The sequence below is a fragment of the Bacteroides sp. 14(A) genome (assembly GCF_000526555.1).
GTDB lineage: Bacteria > Bacteroidota > Bacteroidia > Bacteroidales > Bacteroidaceae > Bacteroides > Bacteroides cellulosilyticus.
This window is the reverse complement of sequence record NZ_JAGH01000002.1, coordinates 1,351,969-1,371,627: the sequence shown is the minus strand read 5'-3', so window position 1 is coordinate 1,371,627 and position 19,659 is coordinate 1,351,969. Positions and strand designations below refer to the sequence as shown.

Genomic DNA, 19,659 nt, shown 5'->3' with positions numbered 1-19,659 from the left:
ATAGTCAGAGTTTTGTTCACTCCAAATATCAAAAAACACTCATTTATCAATTCTTTTAGTACACAATCACAGATTAATTCGAAAAGATTTTGCCAAGTCGCATAACTTTCCGACATTTGCAAACGCATCTTTAAAAGCGTAGTACTTTTTGTAAGTACCCCAACCAACATAAGAACAGATTTTAAGTGATCCTATAAATTAATCATAGTAATACGAAATTATGGCAAACGACATGATGGTAAAAGAACTGGATCAAGTGGTAGTCCGCTTTTCCGGAGACTCCGGCGATGGTATGCAGCTCGCCGGCAACATCTTTTCAACAGTATCGGCTACGGTGGGAAATGACATCAGTACTTTCCCCGACTATCCCGCAGATATCCGCGCCCCGCAAGGTTCTCTGACCGGCGTATCAGGTTTCCAGGTACACATCGGCGCCAGCAAAGTATTCACCCCGGGTGATAAATGCGACGTATTGGTAGCTATGAACGCTGCCGCATTGAAAACACAGTATAAGTTTGCTAAGTCTACTGCTTGTATCATCATCGACACAGACTGTTTCCAGGCTTCCGATCTACAGAAAGCCGCTTTCAAGACTGACAATCCTATCGAAGAAATGGGTATCAAGCAAGACGTGATTGCTGCTCCTATCTCTCAAATGGTGAAAGATTGCCTGGCAGAAACAGGTATGGACAACAAAGCAATGCTGAAATGCCGCAACATGTTCGCTCTCGGTTTGGTATGCTGGTTGTTCAATCGTGACCTGAAGATTGCAGAAGATTTCCTTAGAGAGAAATTTGCAAAAAAGCCGGAAATAGCAGAAGCCAACATCAAGGTGATTCACGCCGGCTACGACTATGGTCACAATACACATGCTTCTGTAGCGCATACTTATAAGATAGAAAGTAAGATAAAAACACCCGGAATATACATGGATATCATGGGTAACAAAGCTACAGCCTACGGTTTCATTGCTGCTGCTGAAAAAGCAGGTCTGAAGTTGTTCCTGGGTTCTTATCCCATCACTCCTGCTACGGACGTATTACATGAACTTTCCAAACATAAATCTTTAGGTGTCATTACCGTTCAATGCGAAGATGAGATTTCCGGCTGTGCTACAGCTATCGGTGCATCTTTTGCAGGTGCATTGGCTGTAACTACCACTTCCGGTCCGGGTGTCTGCCTGAAATCAGAGGCTATGAACCTGGCAGTGATTACAGAACTTCCTCTGGTTGTTCTGAACGTACAGCGCGGTGGCCCTTCCACAGGTTTGCCGACTAAATCGGAACAAACTGACTTATTGCAGGCTTTGTTTGGCCGTAACGGCGAAAGCCCGATGCCGGTTATTGCCGCCACCTCACCGACAAACTGCTTCGATGCAGCCTATGCAGCTTGTAAAATGGCTTTGGAGCACATGACTCCGGTGGTTCTGTTGACAGACGGTTTCGTAGCCAACGGTTCCGGTTCATGGAAACTGCCGAATCTGGATACATATCCTGAAATCAAACCTCAGTATGTTACTCCTGAGATGAAGGATAACTATACTCCTTATAAACGCAACCCTGAGAACCAGGTACGTTACTGGGCCATTCCGGGACAAGAAGGCTATACTCATATCCTCGGTGGTCTGGAAAAAGACAGCAACACTGGTGCGATTTCTACCGATCCTGAAAACCACAATCTGATGTGCCACCTGCGTGCAGAAAAAGTTGCAAAGATTGCTGTGCCCGATGTAGAAGTACAAGGCTGTGCAGATGATGCAGACCTGCTGATTGTAGGTTTTGGCGGTACTTACGGACACTTGTATTCTGCTATGGAAGAGATGAACAAAGCCGGACAAAAAGTAGCCTTAGCTCACTTCTCTTATATCAACCCACTGCCTAAAAATACGGCTGAGGTATTGAAGAAATATAAGAAAGTGGTAGTTGCCGAACAAAATCTGGGACAATTTGCCGGTTATCTCCGCATGAAGGTAGATAATTTCACTCCGTATCAATTTAATGAAGTCAAGGGACAGCCGTTCGTAGTAAGCGAATTGGTGGCTGCCTTCACCGAGATACTGAAGAAGTGACAAGCTACAGGCTACGAGTAACAAGTACTGCCCTGAACAGACTTGTAGCTTGTAGCTCGTAACTCGTAGCTACTAAAAAACTTATCAACTTAAAACTTAAGAACATCATGAGCGAATATACAGCTAAAGATTTCAAAAAAGGACAACCTCGTTGGTGTCCGGGTTGCGGTGACCACTTCTTCTTGAACTCACTGCACAAAGCGTTGGCAGAAATCGGTGTTAAGCCTTGGGAAACTGCCGTTATTTCGGGTATCGGTTGCTCTAGCCGTCTACCTTATTATATGAATACGTATGCGATGCAGACTATCCACGGACGTGCTGCCGCCATCTCTACCGGATGTAAAGTAACCAATCCTAACCTGAGCGTTTGGCAGGTTTCAGGTGACGGTGACGGTCTGGCTATCGGTGGTAACCACTTTATCCATGCTATCCGTCGCAATATAGATATCAACATTCTGTTGCTGAACAACCGCATCTACGGTTTGACAAAAGGACAATATTCTCCGACGTCTCCCCGTGGCTTCGTCAGCAAATCCTCTCCTTATGGTACGGTAGAAGATCCGTTCCACCCAGCTGAACTCTGCTTCGGTGCCCGTGGACGTTTCTTTGCACGCTGTGTAGCTACAGATGGTCCTGGCACAGGAGAAGTTCTGAAGGCTGCCGCTAACCATAAAGGAGCCGCTGTGTGTGAGATTCTGCAACACTGCGTTATCTTCAATGACGGCACCTACGACTCTGTATACAACAAGGACGGACGTGCCAAGAATGCTATCTATCTGGAACACGGTAAGCCGATGCTTTTCGGTGAGAACAAAGAGTTTGGATTGATGCAGGAAGGCTTCGGACTGAAAGTTGTGAAGTTGGGCGAGAACGGTATCACAGAAAAGGATATCCTCGTTCATGATGCACACTGCATGGATAATACATTGCAACTGAAATTGGCTCTGATGGAAGGTCCTGACTTCCCGGTTGCTCTCGGTGTGATCCGCGATGTAGAAGCTCCGACTTATGACGATGCTGTAATGGAACAGATTGAAGAAGTATCAGCAAAGAAGAAGTATCACAACTTCAAAGAACTGCTGATGACAAATGATATTTGGGAAGTGAAGTAAGCAAATACAATATTCTTTTTCAGTAAAAGCCTCATTACCGCTGCTATTATATAGTACGGTAATGAGGCTTTTTGCGAAGGACGAATCTGCTTATTAGAGGGATTAATTCATTACTATAAGGTTATGAATATAATTTTAGGCGCGGATTACGCGGATTCTTTTCCTGTAATATAGTGTGATAGCGCAGCCATTAATCCGTGTAATCCGCGTAATCCGCGCCTAAATCATTATCAGCATTTAGTTCATTACTGTACCATTCTTAATTAATCCCGCCAACAGGTAATCCCAAATATCATATATAATTTTGGGATTATAATCCTAAATATCATATATAATTTTGGGATTTAAGTATTAAAAGCCTATATTTGCCTTGAAATAAAGTAAGATGAAAGAGATGATACAAAGAAGACTTCAGCCGGTAATTGAGAGTAAGCTATTCAAAGGAAAGGCGATTATCCTGATCGGTGCAAGACAAGTAGGAAAAAGTACACTATTTAATCAAATCACTCAAGGACGAAAAGAAGCAGTACTGACATTGAACTGCGACGAACCGGAAGTGAAAGAGATGTTAGCCAACATCAATACCTCCGAACTGAAAATGCTGATCGGCAACAACAGAATTATCGTAATAGACGAGGCACAACGTGTATCAGAAATAGGTTTAACCCTAAAACGCATTACAGACAATTTCACCAACGTGCAGCTTCTCGTCACCGGTTCTTCATCGTTTGAATTACAAAGTAATCTGAACGAACCTCTCACAGGACGAAAATATGAATATCACCTCTATCCCATCTCTACGGCAGAATTATATGACAGCCAAGGTTTATTGCCAGTCAAACAAATGTTTGAATCCCGGCTTATATACGGTTCTTATCCGGACATTATCAATCATACTGATGAGGCTAAAGAATTATTAATGAACATAGCCAACAGCTACCTGTATAAAGACCTGTTGGCAATGAACGAGATACGCCGCCCCATACTGCTGGAAAAGTTACTTATCGCCCTTGCCCTGCAAGTAGGCAGTGAAGTATCCTATAACGAAGTAGCGCAAACCATCGGGACCGACAACAAAACCGTAGAAAAATACATCGACTTATTAGAGAAATGCTATGTCATTTTCCGCCTGAATGCTTTCAACCGTAACTTACGAACAGAACTCAAAAAGAGCAAGAAAATATACTTTTATGATAATGGCATCCGCAATGCCGTCATCCAGAATTTTGCACCGCTATCTCTCCGCCAAGACACAGGCGCTTTATGGGAGAACTTCTTCATCAGCGAACGCATCAAAGCAAATCATTACAACGGGAATTATGCAAAAAGCTTCTTCTGGAGAACCACTCAACAACAAGAAATAGACTATATAGAAGAAGCAGACGGCAACTTCACCGCTTTTGAAATGAAGTGGAATCCTAATAAACGTCCAATCACCTTTCCATCTCCTTTCTTGAATAATTATCCGGTCAAAGAGACTGTAGTCATTACGCCAGAGAATTATCTGGAATGGGTTATGTAAGTACAGAGTCATTACCTTGAATAAAATAAGGGAAAAGAGGTATAGTAGACACCTCTTCAGTTATAGAACAAAAAGATAAGTCAATACAGCACAGTTCCATTAAAGGGAACGAGCGTTTCCACAAGAGGAAAACGGAGTTCCCATTAGGAGAAAACAAGAAACAACAGAACTGACTGACATTATCGGAACTTCAATTTGATCCCTGCAATTCCAGAAGGAGTATTAGAATAACTGTGCTTTCTAAGTTTTCCTGTCCTTTCCCTTTGATAATAAAAGAATTAATGTATATCTGCATCAGGCATACATTAACCTTTAGCATCACTGTTCTATGGGTAGAAGATTAATCTTTGACCGGTTTTCCCAGCAAGCTCTCCAGACCTTGCACCGGTATCGTGCCGTAATGTTCAGTCCCACCTGTAGAATAACAATTTAAAAGAACGTGATCCGGCTTGTCTGTAAAAAAATAGACAGGCCCGGTCACGCTCATATACGACAAGAGAATATCAATCCTCCGGATTAGCCTCTTCGTTCTCCGCCGGCAACGGCAAAGAAACAGTAAATTCGCTATATTTCCCTTCTATACTCTCCACACTGACATACCCTCCATGCTCCCGGGCTACATTCATCACATAGTTCAGTCCCAAACCGAAACCAGATACTTTCTTCTTCTCATCCTCATTCCGGGTAATGACGCGTTCAAACTTATCAAATACAATCCGTTGAGCCGCAAGCGGGATACCGATTCCATTATCCCGCACCCTGATCTGAATATACTGTCCGGAAAGGCAGGAAGTAATCTGTATATCTATTGTATCCTTAGAATACTTCACAGCATTATCTACCAGGTTACTTAAAGCCTCTTTCAGATACTCCTCATCAGCATAAGCTCCCTCTGCCTGCAAATCAACCTGAAATGTGATAGACTTTTCTGCCTTAGCCGTGAACGTGTGTACCAACTCATCCACCATAGGACGGAGTTGAATCCAATTCTTATCCAACAGTAATTGTCCATGTTCCAGTTTAGAGATAGTCAGTACTTTATTGGCCAGTGCAAGCAAATGTTGAGCTTCCGCCTCCAGTATATCGAAGTGTTTTTCTTTCTTCTCAGGCTTACTATCTACCTTTCCACTACGAAGCACTTTAAGCCCAATCAGGATGGAACTGATCGGATTCTTCATGTCGTGAACCATAGCAGAAGAGAAATCTTCACGCATTCGTGCCAACTCATCCTGCCGGCGGATAATATCCACCTGCTTACGTATGGCAAATAATAGAAGTCCCAAAGCCACTATCGTTCCGAAGAACATATAAAGCAGTTTGCCGATGAACCCGGCACGAAGATTCTGGATATAAGCATGTACTCCCTGAGCGTCATTCACAGGACATACAAAGGTATAGTGTTGCTCCAACAGTTTCCGATAATCAGAAAAATATCGTAAATCCTGTTTCAATACGATAGAATCACCGTATAAAGGTACCGTATCCAGGCGAAACTTGATCCGCTTCAAATCCACTTCATCCAGTTCATTACGGAAAAAAGCAGCCAGATCCTTAGTTTGTCCGGCTTCAAATGCATCCGTCGCACGGCCGTAAGCTTCGTGGATATTACGTATCACTTGCTGCCGGTTCAGTCCGAAACTTCGTCCTACCCAATTTCCAAGCAAGTACAGGACAGCTGCTGTTGCAGTTATTGTAAGAAGTATATAATACGACTTTTTCATCAAGCATTCTATATTTCAGGCAAATATAGATAAACTTTTCTTTCCACCTTAACATAAAGATAACATTCTGATAACCTAAATTAATTTCATACTCTTGTTATCTTTGCAGCGTAGAAATCAGTAAAAAGGAATTATGGAAAAGAAAGAAGCAAATAAGGAACCATTCAACCGCCCGGATGGAGTGGAAGTGAAACTCACAGCAAAGTCTATCAACATAAGAGGATTTCTGTTTTTCTTCATTCTGTTCCTGATAGGTAGCTATCTGTTTGTTTATGTATGGGATGAACCTTCATCCTATAGTGCCGGTCGTTTATTGGGTACCTCTGTAAAAGGAATCAGTAGTCCCCAAGTTATGCTTTGCATATTTTTACTCCTCGTGTTTTATATACTAATCCAGGCAGGGATTCTTTACTGGTTTAGCGGAAAGGATAAAAAGCTCCTACACTGGCATTTTGACTGGACTGGAGTAGGATTTTCTCTGACTCGTCCTATTCCATTGAAGTTCTATCGGGTATCCTTATTATTACCGGGCATCTTATTGGGAGTGATGCCTACAATCCATGGATTCTGTACAGGAGAGGCCAATATATTCTTCCTGGGACTATTCGGTATTCTGGGTGGTACGGGAGATTTTCTTTTTTGGTACAGCCTTCGTGCCTTTGATGACGAAGACCTGCTACTGGCCGGTAAAAAAGCCTTTCAGGCCACTATTATAAAGCGCAATTACGGAAAGAATGACTAAAGATTCCAAATCACCATTGTAATAAAAATCATCTCCATACCTTCTGCAACCAAACCATTAGGAAGCATTCCTAAACAAACAGGCAATCATCTGTCTTTACCCTAGATCTTTTTGCATTCCACACTAAGCCTTATTGGGTATTAACCTTGATCAAGCGGCCGGTTAACCTTGGTTGACGAGCCTATTAATCAAGGTTAATCGGCCGGTTAACCAAGGTCAACACCTGATTATTCCTAAGCTAAATGAGATATTTCACTGATTATAAACAGAATAACAGCTGATGTAAAACAAATGAATGCCCCATTCCGTTAAGGGCTGATTATAGACCAAAACCAGGACGAAACACACAGTGAGAGTAACCCACTTACCCTCACACAGGATTTTTTACTACCACCACACTTAACATCCTAATTATTATTGATCTATCCCCAAAGTGAGGGTAGTGAGGGTAGATTGGGGAAACTTTTTATTGGTATCTATTCCTTTTCGCCGAATGCCAAATCTCCTGCATCTCCCAGTCCCGGAACAATATACGAATGCTCATTTATCTCCGGATCAATGGCTGCACACCAGATTGTAGTCTTGTCTTCGGGGAGTGTTTCAGCAATGTGTTCCACAGCCTGACGGCTGGCAATGATAGAAGCGACATGTATCTCCGCCGGATGCCCCTTCGTCAGCATAGCCTGGTAACTCAACTCCATACTGCTACCAGTTGCTAACATTGGGTCTGTAATAATCAGCGTCTTTCCGTCGATGCGCGGTGAAGCAATATATTCAATATGAATATCAAACTTCAGCGTATCCTTATATTTCCGGTAAGCGGAAACGAAAGCATTTTCCGCACCGTCAAAGTAGCTCAGAAAGCCCTGATGGAAAGGCAACCCGGCACGCAAAATGGTGCTTAATACCAATTGATTATCCGGAGTTTGCACGGGTGCTATCCCCAGCGGAGTCTGGATATTCTTCTGAGAATAAGCAAAGTCCTTACTCATTTCATAGGCCATAATTTCCCCGATGCGTTCAATGTTTCGGCGGAAGCGAAGGCGGTCGCTTTGTACTTGTACATCCCGGATCTCGGCAATATACTGGTTCAGGATGGAGTTTGTCTCGGCAAAATTGATAATTTTCATGATGTGATTTGAATTAATATGCGCAAAGTAAACGATTTCTTGTGCAATTTGCAACATTCAGTTTGCAGATATTGTTATGGAGTTATAAAAGACTTCTCATTAAAGAAAAATTTCTCTAATCAGGTGATTGTTTCGAAAGAAAATACTACTTTTGTACGCGAAAAACAAGGGACTGTTCGGAATATGGCTTAATTCATACCGGTTTCCTTCCCCCTTGAGATAGATAAAGGTAAAAAGAATTAGCAAGAGATAAATAAACCAAATACCAAAATTTTAAATCATTAAAAGAAATGGCAAATTTAGATTTAAGCAAGTACGGTATCAAAGACGTGAAGGAAATCATCCACAACCCGTCTTATGATGTACTGTTCGCAGAAGAAACCAAACCAAGTTTGGAAGGTTTTGAAAAAGGTCAGGTAACTGAACTGGGTGCTGTAAACGTAATGACAGGTATCTATACCGGTCGTTCTCCTAAAGATAAATTCTTCGTTATGAATGAAGCCAGCAAAGATTCTGTATGGTGGACTTCAGACGAATACAAAAACGACAACAAACCTTGCTCTGAAGAAGCTTGGGCTGACCTGAAGGCTAAAGCTGTAAAAGAATTGAGCGGCAAACGTCTGTTCGTTGTTGATACATTCTGTGGTGCTAACGAAAGTACTCGTATGAAAGTACGTTTCATCATGGAAGTAGCATGGCAGGCTCACTTCGTAACTAACATGTTCATCCGCCCGACTGCTGAAGAACTCGCTAACTACGGAGAACCCGATTTCGTATCTTTCAACGCTTCTAAAGCAAAAGTTGACAACTACAAGGAACTGGGTCTGAACTCTGAAACAGCTACTGTATTCAACTTGAAGACTAACGAACAAGTTATCTTGAATACTTGGTACGGTGGTGAAATGAAGAAGGGTATGTTCTCTATCATGAACTACAAGAACCCGCTTCGTGGCATCGCTTCTATGCACTGTTCAGCCAACACCAACATGGAAGGTACTGACTCTGCTATCTTCTTTGGTCTGTCTGGTACAGGTAAAACTACCTTGTCTACTGACCCGAAACGTCTGCTGATCGGTGATGACGAACACGGATGGGATGACGAAGGTGTATTCAACTACGAAGGTGGTTGCTATGCTAAGGTTATCAACTTGGACAAAGACAGCGAACCCGATATCTACAACGCTATCAAACGTGACGCTTTGTTGGAAAACGTAACTGTTGCTGCTGATGGTAAGATTGACTTCACTGACAAGAGCGTTACAGAAAACACTCGTGTTTCTTATCCTATCTATCACATCAATAACATCGTTAAACCGGTATCTAAAGGTCCTCACGCTCACCAGGTAATCTTCCTGTCAGCTGATGCCTTCGGTGTATTGCCTCCGGTATCTATCCTGAACCCGGAACAAGCTCAGTACTACTTCCTGTCTGGTTTCACCGCTAAGTTGGCTGGTACAGAACGTGGTATCACTGAACCGACTCCGACATTCTCTGCTTGCTTCGGCGCTGCTTTCTTGTCATTGCACCCGACTAAATATGCAGAAGAACTGGTTAAGAAGATGAATAAGGTAGGTGCTAAGGCATACTTGGTAAACACTGGCTGGAACGGTAGCGGCAAGCGTATCTCTATCAAAGATACTCGTGGTATCATCGACGCTATCCTTGACGGTTCTATCGACAAGGCTCCTACTAAGGTTATTCCTTTCTTTGACTTCGTTGTTCCGACTGAATTGCCGAACGTTGATCCGAAGATCCTTGATCCTCGCGACACTTACGAATGTGCTTGCAAGTGGGAAGAAAAAGCAAAAGACCTGGCTGGCCGTTTCATCAAGAACTTTGCTAAGTTCACTGGTAACGAAGCTGGTAAAGCACTGGTTGCTGCTGGTCCGAAGCTCTAATCTGAATAAAACCAGTTTAGATATATATGCGAAAGCGGCTCTTGATATCAAGAGCCGCTTTCCTTGTTTTTATCTGTTTCGTTTGTTCTTCCTAATTATTTTCCTACTTTTGCGCTATACGTAATACCTAAGAATATGACTTATCTGGATACGGACAAGCAAACGCAGGCAGATTTGAGCATTACAGAAGGAATATATGACGAATATCCCCTCTACTCTTTATTCTCCGGAACGGAGACTAAAAACGGAAAACGCATGATGCTCGATTGGATTACCTCTCCCCTGAACGATATATCTGCCATACGAAAAAGACAAGAAGCGATAGCCTGGAAAGAGTTACCCGAACTTCCTTTGGATGAAGAAGAGCTCGACTTTATCGAATATTATCTGGAATATCGTGATCAGATCAGAAGACCTAATATTTTAGTGTCGCTGACTTCAGCGTTCGACCGTTTATTAAGACACGACGCTCAACGCTATATCATCAGACGAGGTGTAACCTTAATTATCCTGTTATTGAACCGATTGGATACATTGCGAAAAAACACCCTGGAAAATGCTCCTTTACTATTGAAAGAATTAGCACAAAGCATTCAGGACACTATACATGGCAGCGAACTGAAAGAAGTTATCGGCCTCTATAAAGATAAAGAGAAATCTCCCTCCAACTATACCACCGACAAATACGATTACCTGTTTCGTTGTATCCATTTTGAACTGATCAGAGGGTTACTTTCTCAAATTTATATGCTGGACGTATGCCGCACAGCACAGCATGTAGCAATCAACAGAGGTTTCTGTTGCTGTCCGGAAATGACAGATACGATGGATTTATCTATTACTGGCTTTGTACACCCGTTCACCAAAGAGGGACGAAGTAACGACTGGAAGATGTCAAACGGCAATATATGCATTCTTACAGGCTCCAATATGGCCGGTAAATCAACAACCCTCAAAGCCATCACAATCGCTGTATGGCTGGCACACTGCGGATTACCGGTTCCAGCCCGTTCAATGATCTGTCCTGTTTTTGATGGAATCTATACTTCAATCAACCTCCCGGACTCCCTGCGCGATGGCAGAAGTCATTTTATGGCAGAAATTCTACGAATCAAAGAAGTTCTTCAAAAAGCGACATCCGGTAAGCGATGTCTGATAATACTGGATGAAATGTTTCGCGGAACAAACGCACAGGATGCCTTTGAAGCTTCTGTCGCAGTAAACGAATTACTCAAAAAGTATTTGCATTGCTCATTCCTTATATCGACCCACATTCTGGAATATGCCAAACATTTTGAGAAAGACAGTGCATGTTCTTTCTATTATATGGATTCAAGAATTCAGAACGATCAATTTATATGTCCTTATCAACTGATTGAAGGCATATCCGAAGCACAGGTTGGATACTGGTTGGTAAGAAAAGAATTGGAATCACTTCATTACTAAATCTTTTTTGTTAGCTTTGCGAAAACCAATATTAAACAAAGCAATATGAAAAGTATCAAATTGATGTTAGCAGGTGCCTGCCTGTTGCTGTGCTGCGGATGCGGCATGCAAGTAAAAGAGAGTACAACTGTGACTGAGAAAGCAAGCAATGAAAATGCAGTAATTGAGAATATGATGTCACGCCGCAGTATTCGTAAATACAAGCCGCAAGCAGTGAACCGCGATACTATGCAGATTATACTGAACTGCGGTATCAATGCCCCCAACGGTCAGAACAAGCAGTCCTGGGCAATCCGAGTAGTGGATAATCCGGATTTTATCAATGGTATCACCGAAGTTTACAAGAAACAGAATCCGAAAGCTGCCGAAGATCCTAACTTCAAGAATATGTTCCGCAATGCTCCTACAATAGTATTTATCGCCAATGACAAGTCTTATGATCTGTCACAGATAGACTGTGGTTTATTGGGTGAGAACATGATTCTCTCAGCTTGGTCTATGGGTATAGGTTCCTGTTGTTTAGGAGGACCGACACGATTTATAAACTCCACACCGGATGCAGCAGAATATTTGAAGAGACTCGATATTCCGGAAGGATATGAGTTGCTCTATTGCATCGCATTCGGTTATCCGGATGAAACTCCGGCAGCTAAACCGAGAAATGCGGAGAAGATTAAATTCATAGATTAAAGATTTTTTAAAGATTCTGCATTGTCATCTCCATTTGCATAAGATTATTTACTACATTTGTAGGATAATCACTTGAAATGTATGAAAATAGCAGATACACATAGCTTATTTATAGCTCTTATCTGGATGATATTATTCTCATCGTGCTCTGATGAGAATAATACTCCTGATATCAATGGAAAAGAAATCTGGATAGGCCTACAAATCGGGCCTTCTCTGGAATATGATTCACAACCTTTAAGCAGAGCTACAGTTCAGGAAGCCGGAATTTATGCAGTGAATGTTTTCTGGAAAAAGGGTTCTACCTTTCAGCCTTATGCAACCGGACTTTTTGAAGATATTTCAGATATAAGCATCGGACTGATTGAAGGATATATTTATCGGTTCGACTGCACCTTTCTGAAAAAGAATGAACTTCCTTATAACAACAATGGATATTTCGGACTCCCATTTTCTATCACAACAGATAAACGGGTAGATGCCGCTGTCACCAATAAGCTGGTTATTTCCATCAATCCTCTAAACGAAAACCAGAATTTCCACCAACACATTTATAAAGGAGCGATGCACTTGGAAGCCAATGAGATCAGTGAACGTCCTACGGACACACATCGCTTTTATGGCAGCGCAACACTTGACTTGATCAATGCCGATCCCGTAACCGAAGGTAATCGTCCGGCAAAGTTTGTTTCTATTGAACTGAAAAGAGCATATTATACTCTGCGATTTGCAGCTGAGAACTTATCTATAGGAGATTCCATCAAAGTAGAAACCAGCAATGCCAAAGCATTTCTCATAGAATGTACCGATGCCACTACTTCCCTTTCCATGTCGGAAGAGAGGCTATTTTCTCTACAAAATGTCGCCAACATCGGAAACGGCAATATCAACGCCACAGAAAATCTGCCTATCAACGTCTATTACCGCCCAAAGAACGCTGAAGAATGGACCAGTATCATCTCAAACCAATCCATTACTATTCAACGAAATAAAAAGAATCTGATAAAGATTATAAATATAGATAAGCATTACGATGCAAATACTTCTATCTCATTTGAAGGAGATAACACCGATTTGGACCCCACAGAAGAAGAACATCAAAACATTGGATAATCAAACAAACAGATATATGAAAACAAAACATTTAATTTTAGCGGGATTAGTCGTCCTGAGTCAGATTCTGCAATCTTGCCTTAAAGGAGAAGATGTTTATAAAGAGAAAGAGCCTACTTACACTGAGCTGGACCTTAATATAGGTGGCGAGTGTTCCCTCACAGAAAAACCAATGAGCCGTGCCGATGCTTCGAAAGAGATTTTCGGTATAAATGTAGCCATGCTCATACAGAGTCCCAACGGGTCAGTCACTCAAAAGCCTTATGCTTATGGCATCTTTGACAATATCAAAGCCGGGAATCTGAAGTTGAATGTCCTCGACGGATATCAATACCGCATCTCGTGTACGATGATAAAAGAAGGAAAGGACTCTTTATTGACTAAAGATGGGACACTTTATCCACTGACACTCAGCAAAGGAAACGATCCAAAGTTAGGTACAATCACGAATAAATTCATTACAGCCGAACGACCGGATGGCACACAAGAATATCTTTTCGATCTTGAAAACTCCAAAATAGGAACCAAGGGACAGAGCAATTATACCCGTCCTTTTATTCAAAGATACCATGGTATCATCGACAAATTGACCGTAGCACCCGACCAGACAAATACACTGGAAGTTTATCGCCGGTACTTCGGTGTACAATTCAAACAGAACGGATTACAAGCTGATTGCAAACTGGAAATCCAAATAGATGGTGCACCGACTGTATGGTTGACTCCTGATAAGAAAGAATCACCCGAGCTTATGGTTTCCATGAGAACCTTGACGACTCTTGTTGAAACAGGAAAGATTCTGACCGATAATGCCCGTGTTAAAGTCACCGTGCACCGGACAAGAAAAGAAGCCGAGGATATCTTGAACTATAACATCAGCTTCAAGAGAAATTATATGCATACGATTGTCATTTCCGATATCGATCATTTTGGTACAGGAAGCAATGTCAGCATCCATGTAGAAGAAACCGAACTGGAAAACAGTGCCCAGGAAGATTTACCCTGGCAAGGAGGAAACTAAAATAAAAAAGTAAAGGTGGGCTTTCAAATCGAATGCCCACCTTTACTTTTTTCGTTAGATTTGATGAGTTTAACTCATCTCCACTATTCTTTAATTCTTATTTGCACGTTTACGTTCTATCTCGTCCAGAATCACTTTACGCATACGCATTGCCTTCGGTGTAACCTCTACGTACTCATCTTCCTTGATATATTCCAAAGCCTCTTCCAAAGAGAACTGTACAGGCGGAATCAGACGAACTTTATCATCCGAACCGGAAGCACGCATATTCGTCAACTTCTTGGATTTCGTAACATTAATCACGAGGTCGTTATCATGAGAGTGTTCACCTACCACCTGTCCGGCATACACGTCCTCCTGTGGGAAAATAAAGAACTTACCACGATCCTGCAATTTATCAATGGCATAAGCAAAAGCTGTTCCCGTCTCCATGGCAATCATAGAGCCGTTGGTACGACGTTCGATTTCACCTTTGTGCGGTTGGTATTCTTTGAAACGGTGTGCCATGATAGCTTCACCGGCAGAAGCAGTCAGTACATTCGTACGCAAACCGATGATACCACGCGAAGGCATATTAAATTCCAGGTTTACACGTTCGCCTGCACTCTCCATCTTCACCATCTCACCCTTACGACGGGTTACCATATCAATAATCTTACTGGAATATTCTTCGGGAACATTTACTGTCAGTTCTTCAATCGGCTCACACTTCACACCGTCAATCTCCTTGAAGATAACCTGTGGCTGACCAACCTGAAGCTCATAACCTTCGCGACGCATGGTTTCAATCAATACAGAAAGATGAAGTACACCACGACCGGAAACTACCCATTTACCATCTTCTTCACTTTTACGTACGCGTAAGGCAAGGTTCTTATCCAATTCCTTCATCAAACGGTCATGGATATGACGAGAAGTCACAAACTTACCATCACGACCGAAGAAAGGAGAATCATTAATGGCGAACAACATACTCATAGTCGGTTCGTCAATAGCGATAGGCGGCAATGCTTCCGGATTTTCAAAGTCACAGATCGTATCACCGATTTCAAAGCCTTCGATACCTACCAACGCACAGATGTCACCGGAAGAAACTTCCGATACCTTCGCGCGTCCCATACCTTCAAATGTATGCAGTTCCTTGATTTTTGATTTCACAAAACTTCCGTCGCGCTTAGCCAAAGATACATTCATCCCCTCTCTAAGAGTACCACGATGTACACGACCTACGGCAATACGTCCGGTATAAGAAGAATAATCCAAAGAAGTCACCAACATCTGCGGAGTACCTTCCAACTGCGTGGGAGCCGGTATATTCTCTACAATACAGTCCAGTAATGCGAAGATATTATCAGTAGGAGTCTTCCAGTCCGTACTCATCCAGTTGTTCTTCGCAGAACCATAAATAACGGGGAAGTCCAACTGATCTTCCGTAGCTTCAAGGCTGAACATCAGGTCGAACACCATTTCATATACTTCTTCCGGACGACAGTTCGGTTTGTCTACCTTGTTCACCACAACGATGGGTTTCAGACCAATCTGCAGAGCTTTCTGCAACACGAAACGCGTCTGGGGCATCGGACCTTCGAAAGCATCCACCAACAGGATACATCCGTCTGCCATGTTCAATACACGCTCCACTTCACCTCCGAAGTCACTGTGTCCCGGAGTATCAATGATATTGATTTTAGTTCCTTTGTAATTGATAGAAACGTTTTTAGAAAGGATCGTTATCCCTCGTTCACGTTCCAAGTCGTTGTTATCCAGCATTAATTCACCTGTGCTCTGGTTGCTGCGGAACAGATTTCCCGCCAAGAGCATCTTATCGACAAGCGTCGTTTTCCCATGGTCAACATGGGCAATGATTGCAATGTTTCTAATATTTTGCATACAATACCTATATATTTGGGTGCAAAGGTACGAATTTTGCATTAGATATAGTTGCAGCAAGAGAAAAATTTCATTGAATATCATTGCAGTATAAAAGATTATCTCTATCTTTGCAGCCTCGTAAGAGAAAATTTATATATCAATTTAATTAAAAGTTATGTATTTAGACGCTGCTAAAAAGCAAGAAATCTTTGGCAAGTACGGAAAGTCTAACACTGATACTGGCTCAGCTGAGGCCCAGATAGCTTTGTTTTCATACCGTATTTCCCACCTGACTGAGCACCTTAAGCTCAACAGAAAAGATTATAGTACTGAAAGAGCCTTGACAATGTTGGTAGGAAAACGCCGTGCGTTGCTGAACTACCTGAAGGATCGCGACATCACCAGATATCGTGCCATCATTAAAGAGCTCGGTCTGCGTAAGTAATCCGTTACTTGCAGCAAAAGCATTAAAAAAGGGAAGCCGTTAAAAAGCTTCCCTTTTTTGTTTCCTTCTATCCACCATTTATTGCTATATTTGTTTCCTGAAGATTTCAATGTATAAACAACAAAGTCAGCACTATGAGAAATACACTGTTTTGTTTATTAATGGTTGGTTACATTTCGACATTCGCTCAAAACGGGACCACGTTCAAAGTTGAAAACCTCTCAAAGCCTGAGAAGTTGCTTTTCATAAAATCTTATGAAGATATTTATAAAGGTCTTATACTGTCCGACCTTAAAATATACCCTTACGAAATAAAAGAAAAGAATATAAATGTTCCTTTCAATATTATCGCCAAAAGCGAAGCGCCTGACAGTTTGGTAAACTACAACTATAATTCTTTCTTCTACGGTATGTATCAGGCCTATGCCAATCACCGACCGTTTGTTTTATCTCCCGACATGATCTGGCTGTTAATCAACCAGGGATTTGCACGACACGTAAATGCAAACCAAGAATCTATGAGAGATCTTTTTGTCGACTTTTCCGGAAAGCAATCTTTAATCGTCAAAGCAAATAAGAAACTGGAAGACCCCACCCTTTCATGGGAAGAGATTTTTCCCCAATTTACCAACCAGATAAGTAACCATACAGGAAGCAACTTAGTTGAAACACTTACCTGCAATTTTTCTACAACCACTTCTCTGGAAAAGGTAGCTTCCGAAATAACAATCATGGAAGCTATGAAACCCTATTTTGAATTTATCGTGATGTATATCGTTTGCGGAATCCCAGAAATAACACTTGAAGGGACCCCGGAAGATTGGGAAAAGGTTTTAGACAAAGCCCGGAGATTGAAGGAATATAAACTTGAATGGTGGATTTCAGAACTGGAACCTCTTTTGGAGGAGTTCGTAAAAGCATCAAAAGGTGAAGTAAACAAAGACTTCTGGCGTAATATGTTCAAGTATCACTCACAAAAGAAATACGGAGCCCCCGACATCATTGACGGATGGATCGTAAAATTCTTCCCATACGACAAAAATGGAAGAAGAAATAATCTGAAGCAGCTTGAAGGCGGTAACAGCCTGCCCGATGAGATTGTGAAAGTTGACTTGAAATATCTGGAAGTACGCAATGATACGATTATAGAAACGCCATTAGAACTATGGTCCGGCTTCATTGGCTTGCAACAGAACAAAGATAACTTTGCCCTAAGACCTCAGATCAGCTGGATGATTAGAAAAAAAGATATTGGAAATAAAGGACTGTTAAGCAAATTAAGAGTAGAAGCCCAAGAGGAAGGCATTGGCAGTGGTATATCAATCAAAGTAAAAGAATTCCCTCCCGTTCTGTTGGAACTGAAAGAGATTAAGAGCTTGAAGATAGAATTCACGAATGAGATTGATATCCCCTATGAACTCTCAGAAGTGAAAATCGGGAAATTAGAATTATCCGGAAAGATTGCAGGAAAAGGAATAGAGCGCATAAAAGAGTTATTTCCTAATACTGAAATTAAAATAAACGGAGCGCGGATAAGTAAATGATAAATCGGGCAAAAGTAACCGTTGCCATAATCATAGATATACGGGAACTTTATCACCAAAATGATTCTATATTCGTCATTTCTACAACATACACCTTTTTAAAAAGTCACAATCCAGAATGTTTTATGGATAGATAAAGAATAAAAATACGCTATATTTGCATATTCTTTCACTTATCTATGCTTCTTATGCAGAAAAGGGTTACTACTTAGAGGTGATATCATTACTACTTAGAGACAAAAGGGTTACTACTTATGGAGAAAAGGGTTACTATTTACAGAGAATACACTTATTTATGTCAGGTTCCGTACCTATTAGTACACTTTTAAGGAAGATTTCAATCTAAATAAAATGTAAATATTTCGATACCACGCTAATAGTCTATCCCTTGCAGATTTTAATTTGAATACTTTTGTATTTATGAGTGTCCGGACGAATATAACGCATCCTCAGCAGATAAAAAATACAAAATGTCAAAAAGACAATAAGGTAAAGCATCGCCAAATTTTCCGTTGAAGCGAGTCATACTTACAAAAAAATCTTTCAATGTATGTATTCCAGGCGAATCCGCAAATAGAAGGTAGTCTTGTTAATAGAATCGTAAACTGATAAAATCAATAAAAGCTTCTTTTTTTCCGCACGGATTGTTGCACCAAGTAAAAGTTTGTTTTATTTTTGTGCCTTAACAATACAATTTATAACCTAATAGGCGAAAAACATTATCAATTATGGATACAAGCAAGATTGTCGGAGAAAAGATAAAGTCACTCCGTGAAAGCCAGTCAATCAGCATTGAGCAATTGGCTGAACGTTCCGGTTTAGCCGTAGAACAGATTGAACGCATTGAAAATAACATTGACTTGCCATCACTGGCTCCACTTATCAAAATAGCACGTGTTCTGGGTGTACGCCTGGGAACTTTCCTTGACGATCAGGATGAAACGGGTCCGGCCATCTGCCGCAAGACGGAAGCCAAAGACAGCATCAGCTTCTCCAATAATGCAATCCAGAGCCGTAAGCACATGGAATATCATTCCCTGTCCAAGTCGAAAGCGGACCGCCACATGGAGCCGTTTATTATCGATGTAGCTGCTACGGAAGACAGTGATTTCGTACTCTCCTCTCACGAAGGTGAAGAGTTTATAATGGTCATGGAAGGTATCATGGAAATAAGTTACGGCAAAAATACATATCTGCTTGAAGAAGGAGATAGCATCTATTACGACTCCATCGTTCCCCACCACGTGCATGCTTACGAAGGACAGGCAGCCAAAATTCTTGCAGTAATCTATACACCCATTTAGTGATAAATGATCAGTGGTTAGTGACAAGCAT

Annotated in this window: 15 protein-coding genes; 12 read left to right on the top strand and 3 right to left on the bottom strand. The window is 41.6% G+C overall.

Annotated features, from left to right (window positions below; genetic code table 11):
• Positions 1-220 precede the first annotated feature (220 nt).
• From K429_RS0112500 to K429_RS0112490, 3 genes are all read left to right on the top strand, one after another.
• Positions 221-2,068, top strand: coding sequence for a 2-oxoacid:acceptor oxidoreductase subunit alpha (locus K429_RS0112500; RefSeq protein WP_022210541.1), 1,848 nt, complete (start codon positions 221-223; stop codon positions 2,066-2,068).
• A gap of 107 nt (positions 2,069-2,175) precedes the next feature.
• Positions 2,176-3,180 carry a 2-oxoacid:ferredoxin oxidoreductase subunit beta gene (locus K429_RS0112495; protein WP_007211835.1) on the top strand — a complete coding sequence of 335 codons (1,005 nt, stop codon included), beginning with the start codon at positions 2,176-2,178 and terminating at the stop codon, positions 3,178-3,180.
• 394 nt (positions 3,181-3,574) lie between these two features.
• Positions 3,575-4,702 carry an ATP-binding protein gene (locus K429_RS0112490; RefSeq protein ID WP_026367138.1) on the top strand — a complete coding sequence of 376 codons (1,128 nt, stop codon included), beginning with the start codon at positions 3,575-3,577 and terminating at the stop codon, positions 4,700-4,702.
• 503 nt (positions 4,703-5,205) lie between these two features.
• Here K429_RS0112490 and K429_RS0112480 read toward each other — a convergent pair.
• A complete protein-coding gene (locus K429_RS0112480) occupies positions 5,206-6,423 on the bottom strand; it encodes a sensor histidine kinase KdpD (protein WP_026367137.1) in 1,218 nt (405 codons plus the stop codon).
• 133 nt (positions 6,424-6,556) lie between these two features.
• Between K429_RS0112480 and K429_RS0112475 the strand changes: the two genes are divergently transcribed.
• A complete protein-coding gene (locus tag K429_RS0112475; protein WP_026367136.1) occupies positions 6,557-7,165 on the top strand; it encodes a hypothetical protein in 609 nt (202 codons plus the stop codon).
• Positions 7,166-7,641: 476 nt separating this feature from the next.
• Here K429_RS0112475 and upp read toward each other — a convergent pair whose 3' ends face one another.
• Entirely contained in the window at positions 7,642-8,295 is a 654-nt protein-coding gene (gene upp, locus K429_RS0112470; RefSeq protein ID WP_026367135.1) for a uracil phosphoribosyltransferase, read from the bottom strand.
• Between the two features lie 290 nt (positions 8,296-8,585).
• On the opposite strand from upp, the gene pckA reads away from it, so the two are divergent.
• The 5 genes from pckA (at position 8,586) to K429_RS0112445 (ending at position 14,463) form a co-directional block, all read left to right on the top strand.
• Complete coding sequence (pckA, locus tag K429_RS0112465; protein WP_007211828.1) at positions 8,586-10,193, top strand: phosphoenolpyruvate carboxykinase (ATP); 1,608 nt, start codon at positions 8,586-8,588, stop codon at positions 10,191-10,193.
• Positions 10,194-10,328: 135 nt separating this feature from the next.
• Positions 10,329-11,639, top strand: coding sequence for a hypothetical protein (locus K429_RS0112460; protein ID WP_026367134.1), 1,311 nt, complete (start codon positions 10,329-10,331; stop codon positions 11,637-11,639).
• Positions 11,640-11,684: 45 nt separating this feature from the next.
• Complete coding sequence (locus tag K429_RS0112455) at positions 11,685-12,329, top strand: nitroreductase (RefSeq protein ID WP_026367133.1); 645 nt, start codon at positions 11,685-11,687, stop codon at positions 12,327-12,329.
• Between the two features lie 81 nt (positions 12,330-12,410).
• Entirely contained in the window at positions 12,411-13,442 is a 1,032-nt protein-coding gene (locus K429_RS0112450; protein ID WP_026367132.1) for a hypothetical protein, read from the top strand.
• 16 nt (positions 13,443-13,458) lie between these two features.
• On the top strand, positions 13,459-14,463 hold the full coding sequence (locus K429_RS0112445) for a hypothetical protein (RefSeq protein WP_026367131.1): 1,005 nt from the start codon (positions 13,459-13,461) through the stop codon (positions 14,461-14,463).
• Positions 14,464-14,553: 90 nt separating this feature from the next.
• Here K429_RS0112445 and typA read toward each other — a convergent pair whose 3' ends face one another.
• Entirely contained in the window at positions 14,554-16,353 is a 1,800-nt protein-coding gene (gene typA / locus K429_RS0112440; RefSeq protein WP_007211823.1) for a translational GTPase TypA, read from the bottom strand.
• Positions 16,354-16,510: 157 nt separating this feature from the next.
• Here typA and rpsO point away from each other — a divergent pair, with 157 nt between their 5' ends.
• The 3 genes from rpsO (at position 16,511) to K429_RS0112425 (ending at position 19,628) form a co-directional block, all read left to right on the top strand.
• Positions 16,511-16,780 carry a 30S ribosomal protein S15 gene (rpsO, locus tag K429_RS0112435; protein WP_007211822.1) on the top strand — a complete coding sequence of 90 codons (270 nt, stop codon included), beginning with the start codon at positions 16,511-16,513 and terminating at the stop codon, positions 16,778-16,780.
• 134 nt (positions 16,781-16,914) lie between these two features.
• The gene (locus tag K429_RS0112430; RefSeq protein ID WP_026367130.1) at positions 16,915-18,324 is read left to right on the top strand and encodes a DUF4419 domain-containing protein; all 1,410 of its coding nucleotides are present in this window, start codon (positions 16,915-16,917) and stop codon (positions 18,322-18,324) included.
• 728 nt (positions 18,325-19,052) lie between these two features.
• Complete coding sequence (locus tag K429_RS0112425) at positions 19,053-19,628, top strand: helix-turn-helix domain-containing protein (protein ID WP_007211819.1); 576 nt, start codon at positions 19,053-19,055, stop codon at positions 19,626-19,628.
• The last annotated feature ends 31 nt before the right edge of the window (positions 19,629-19,659 follow it).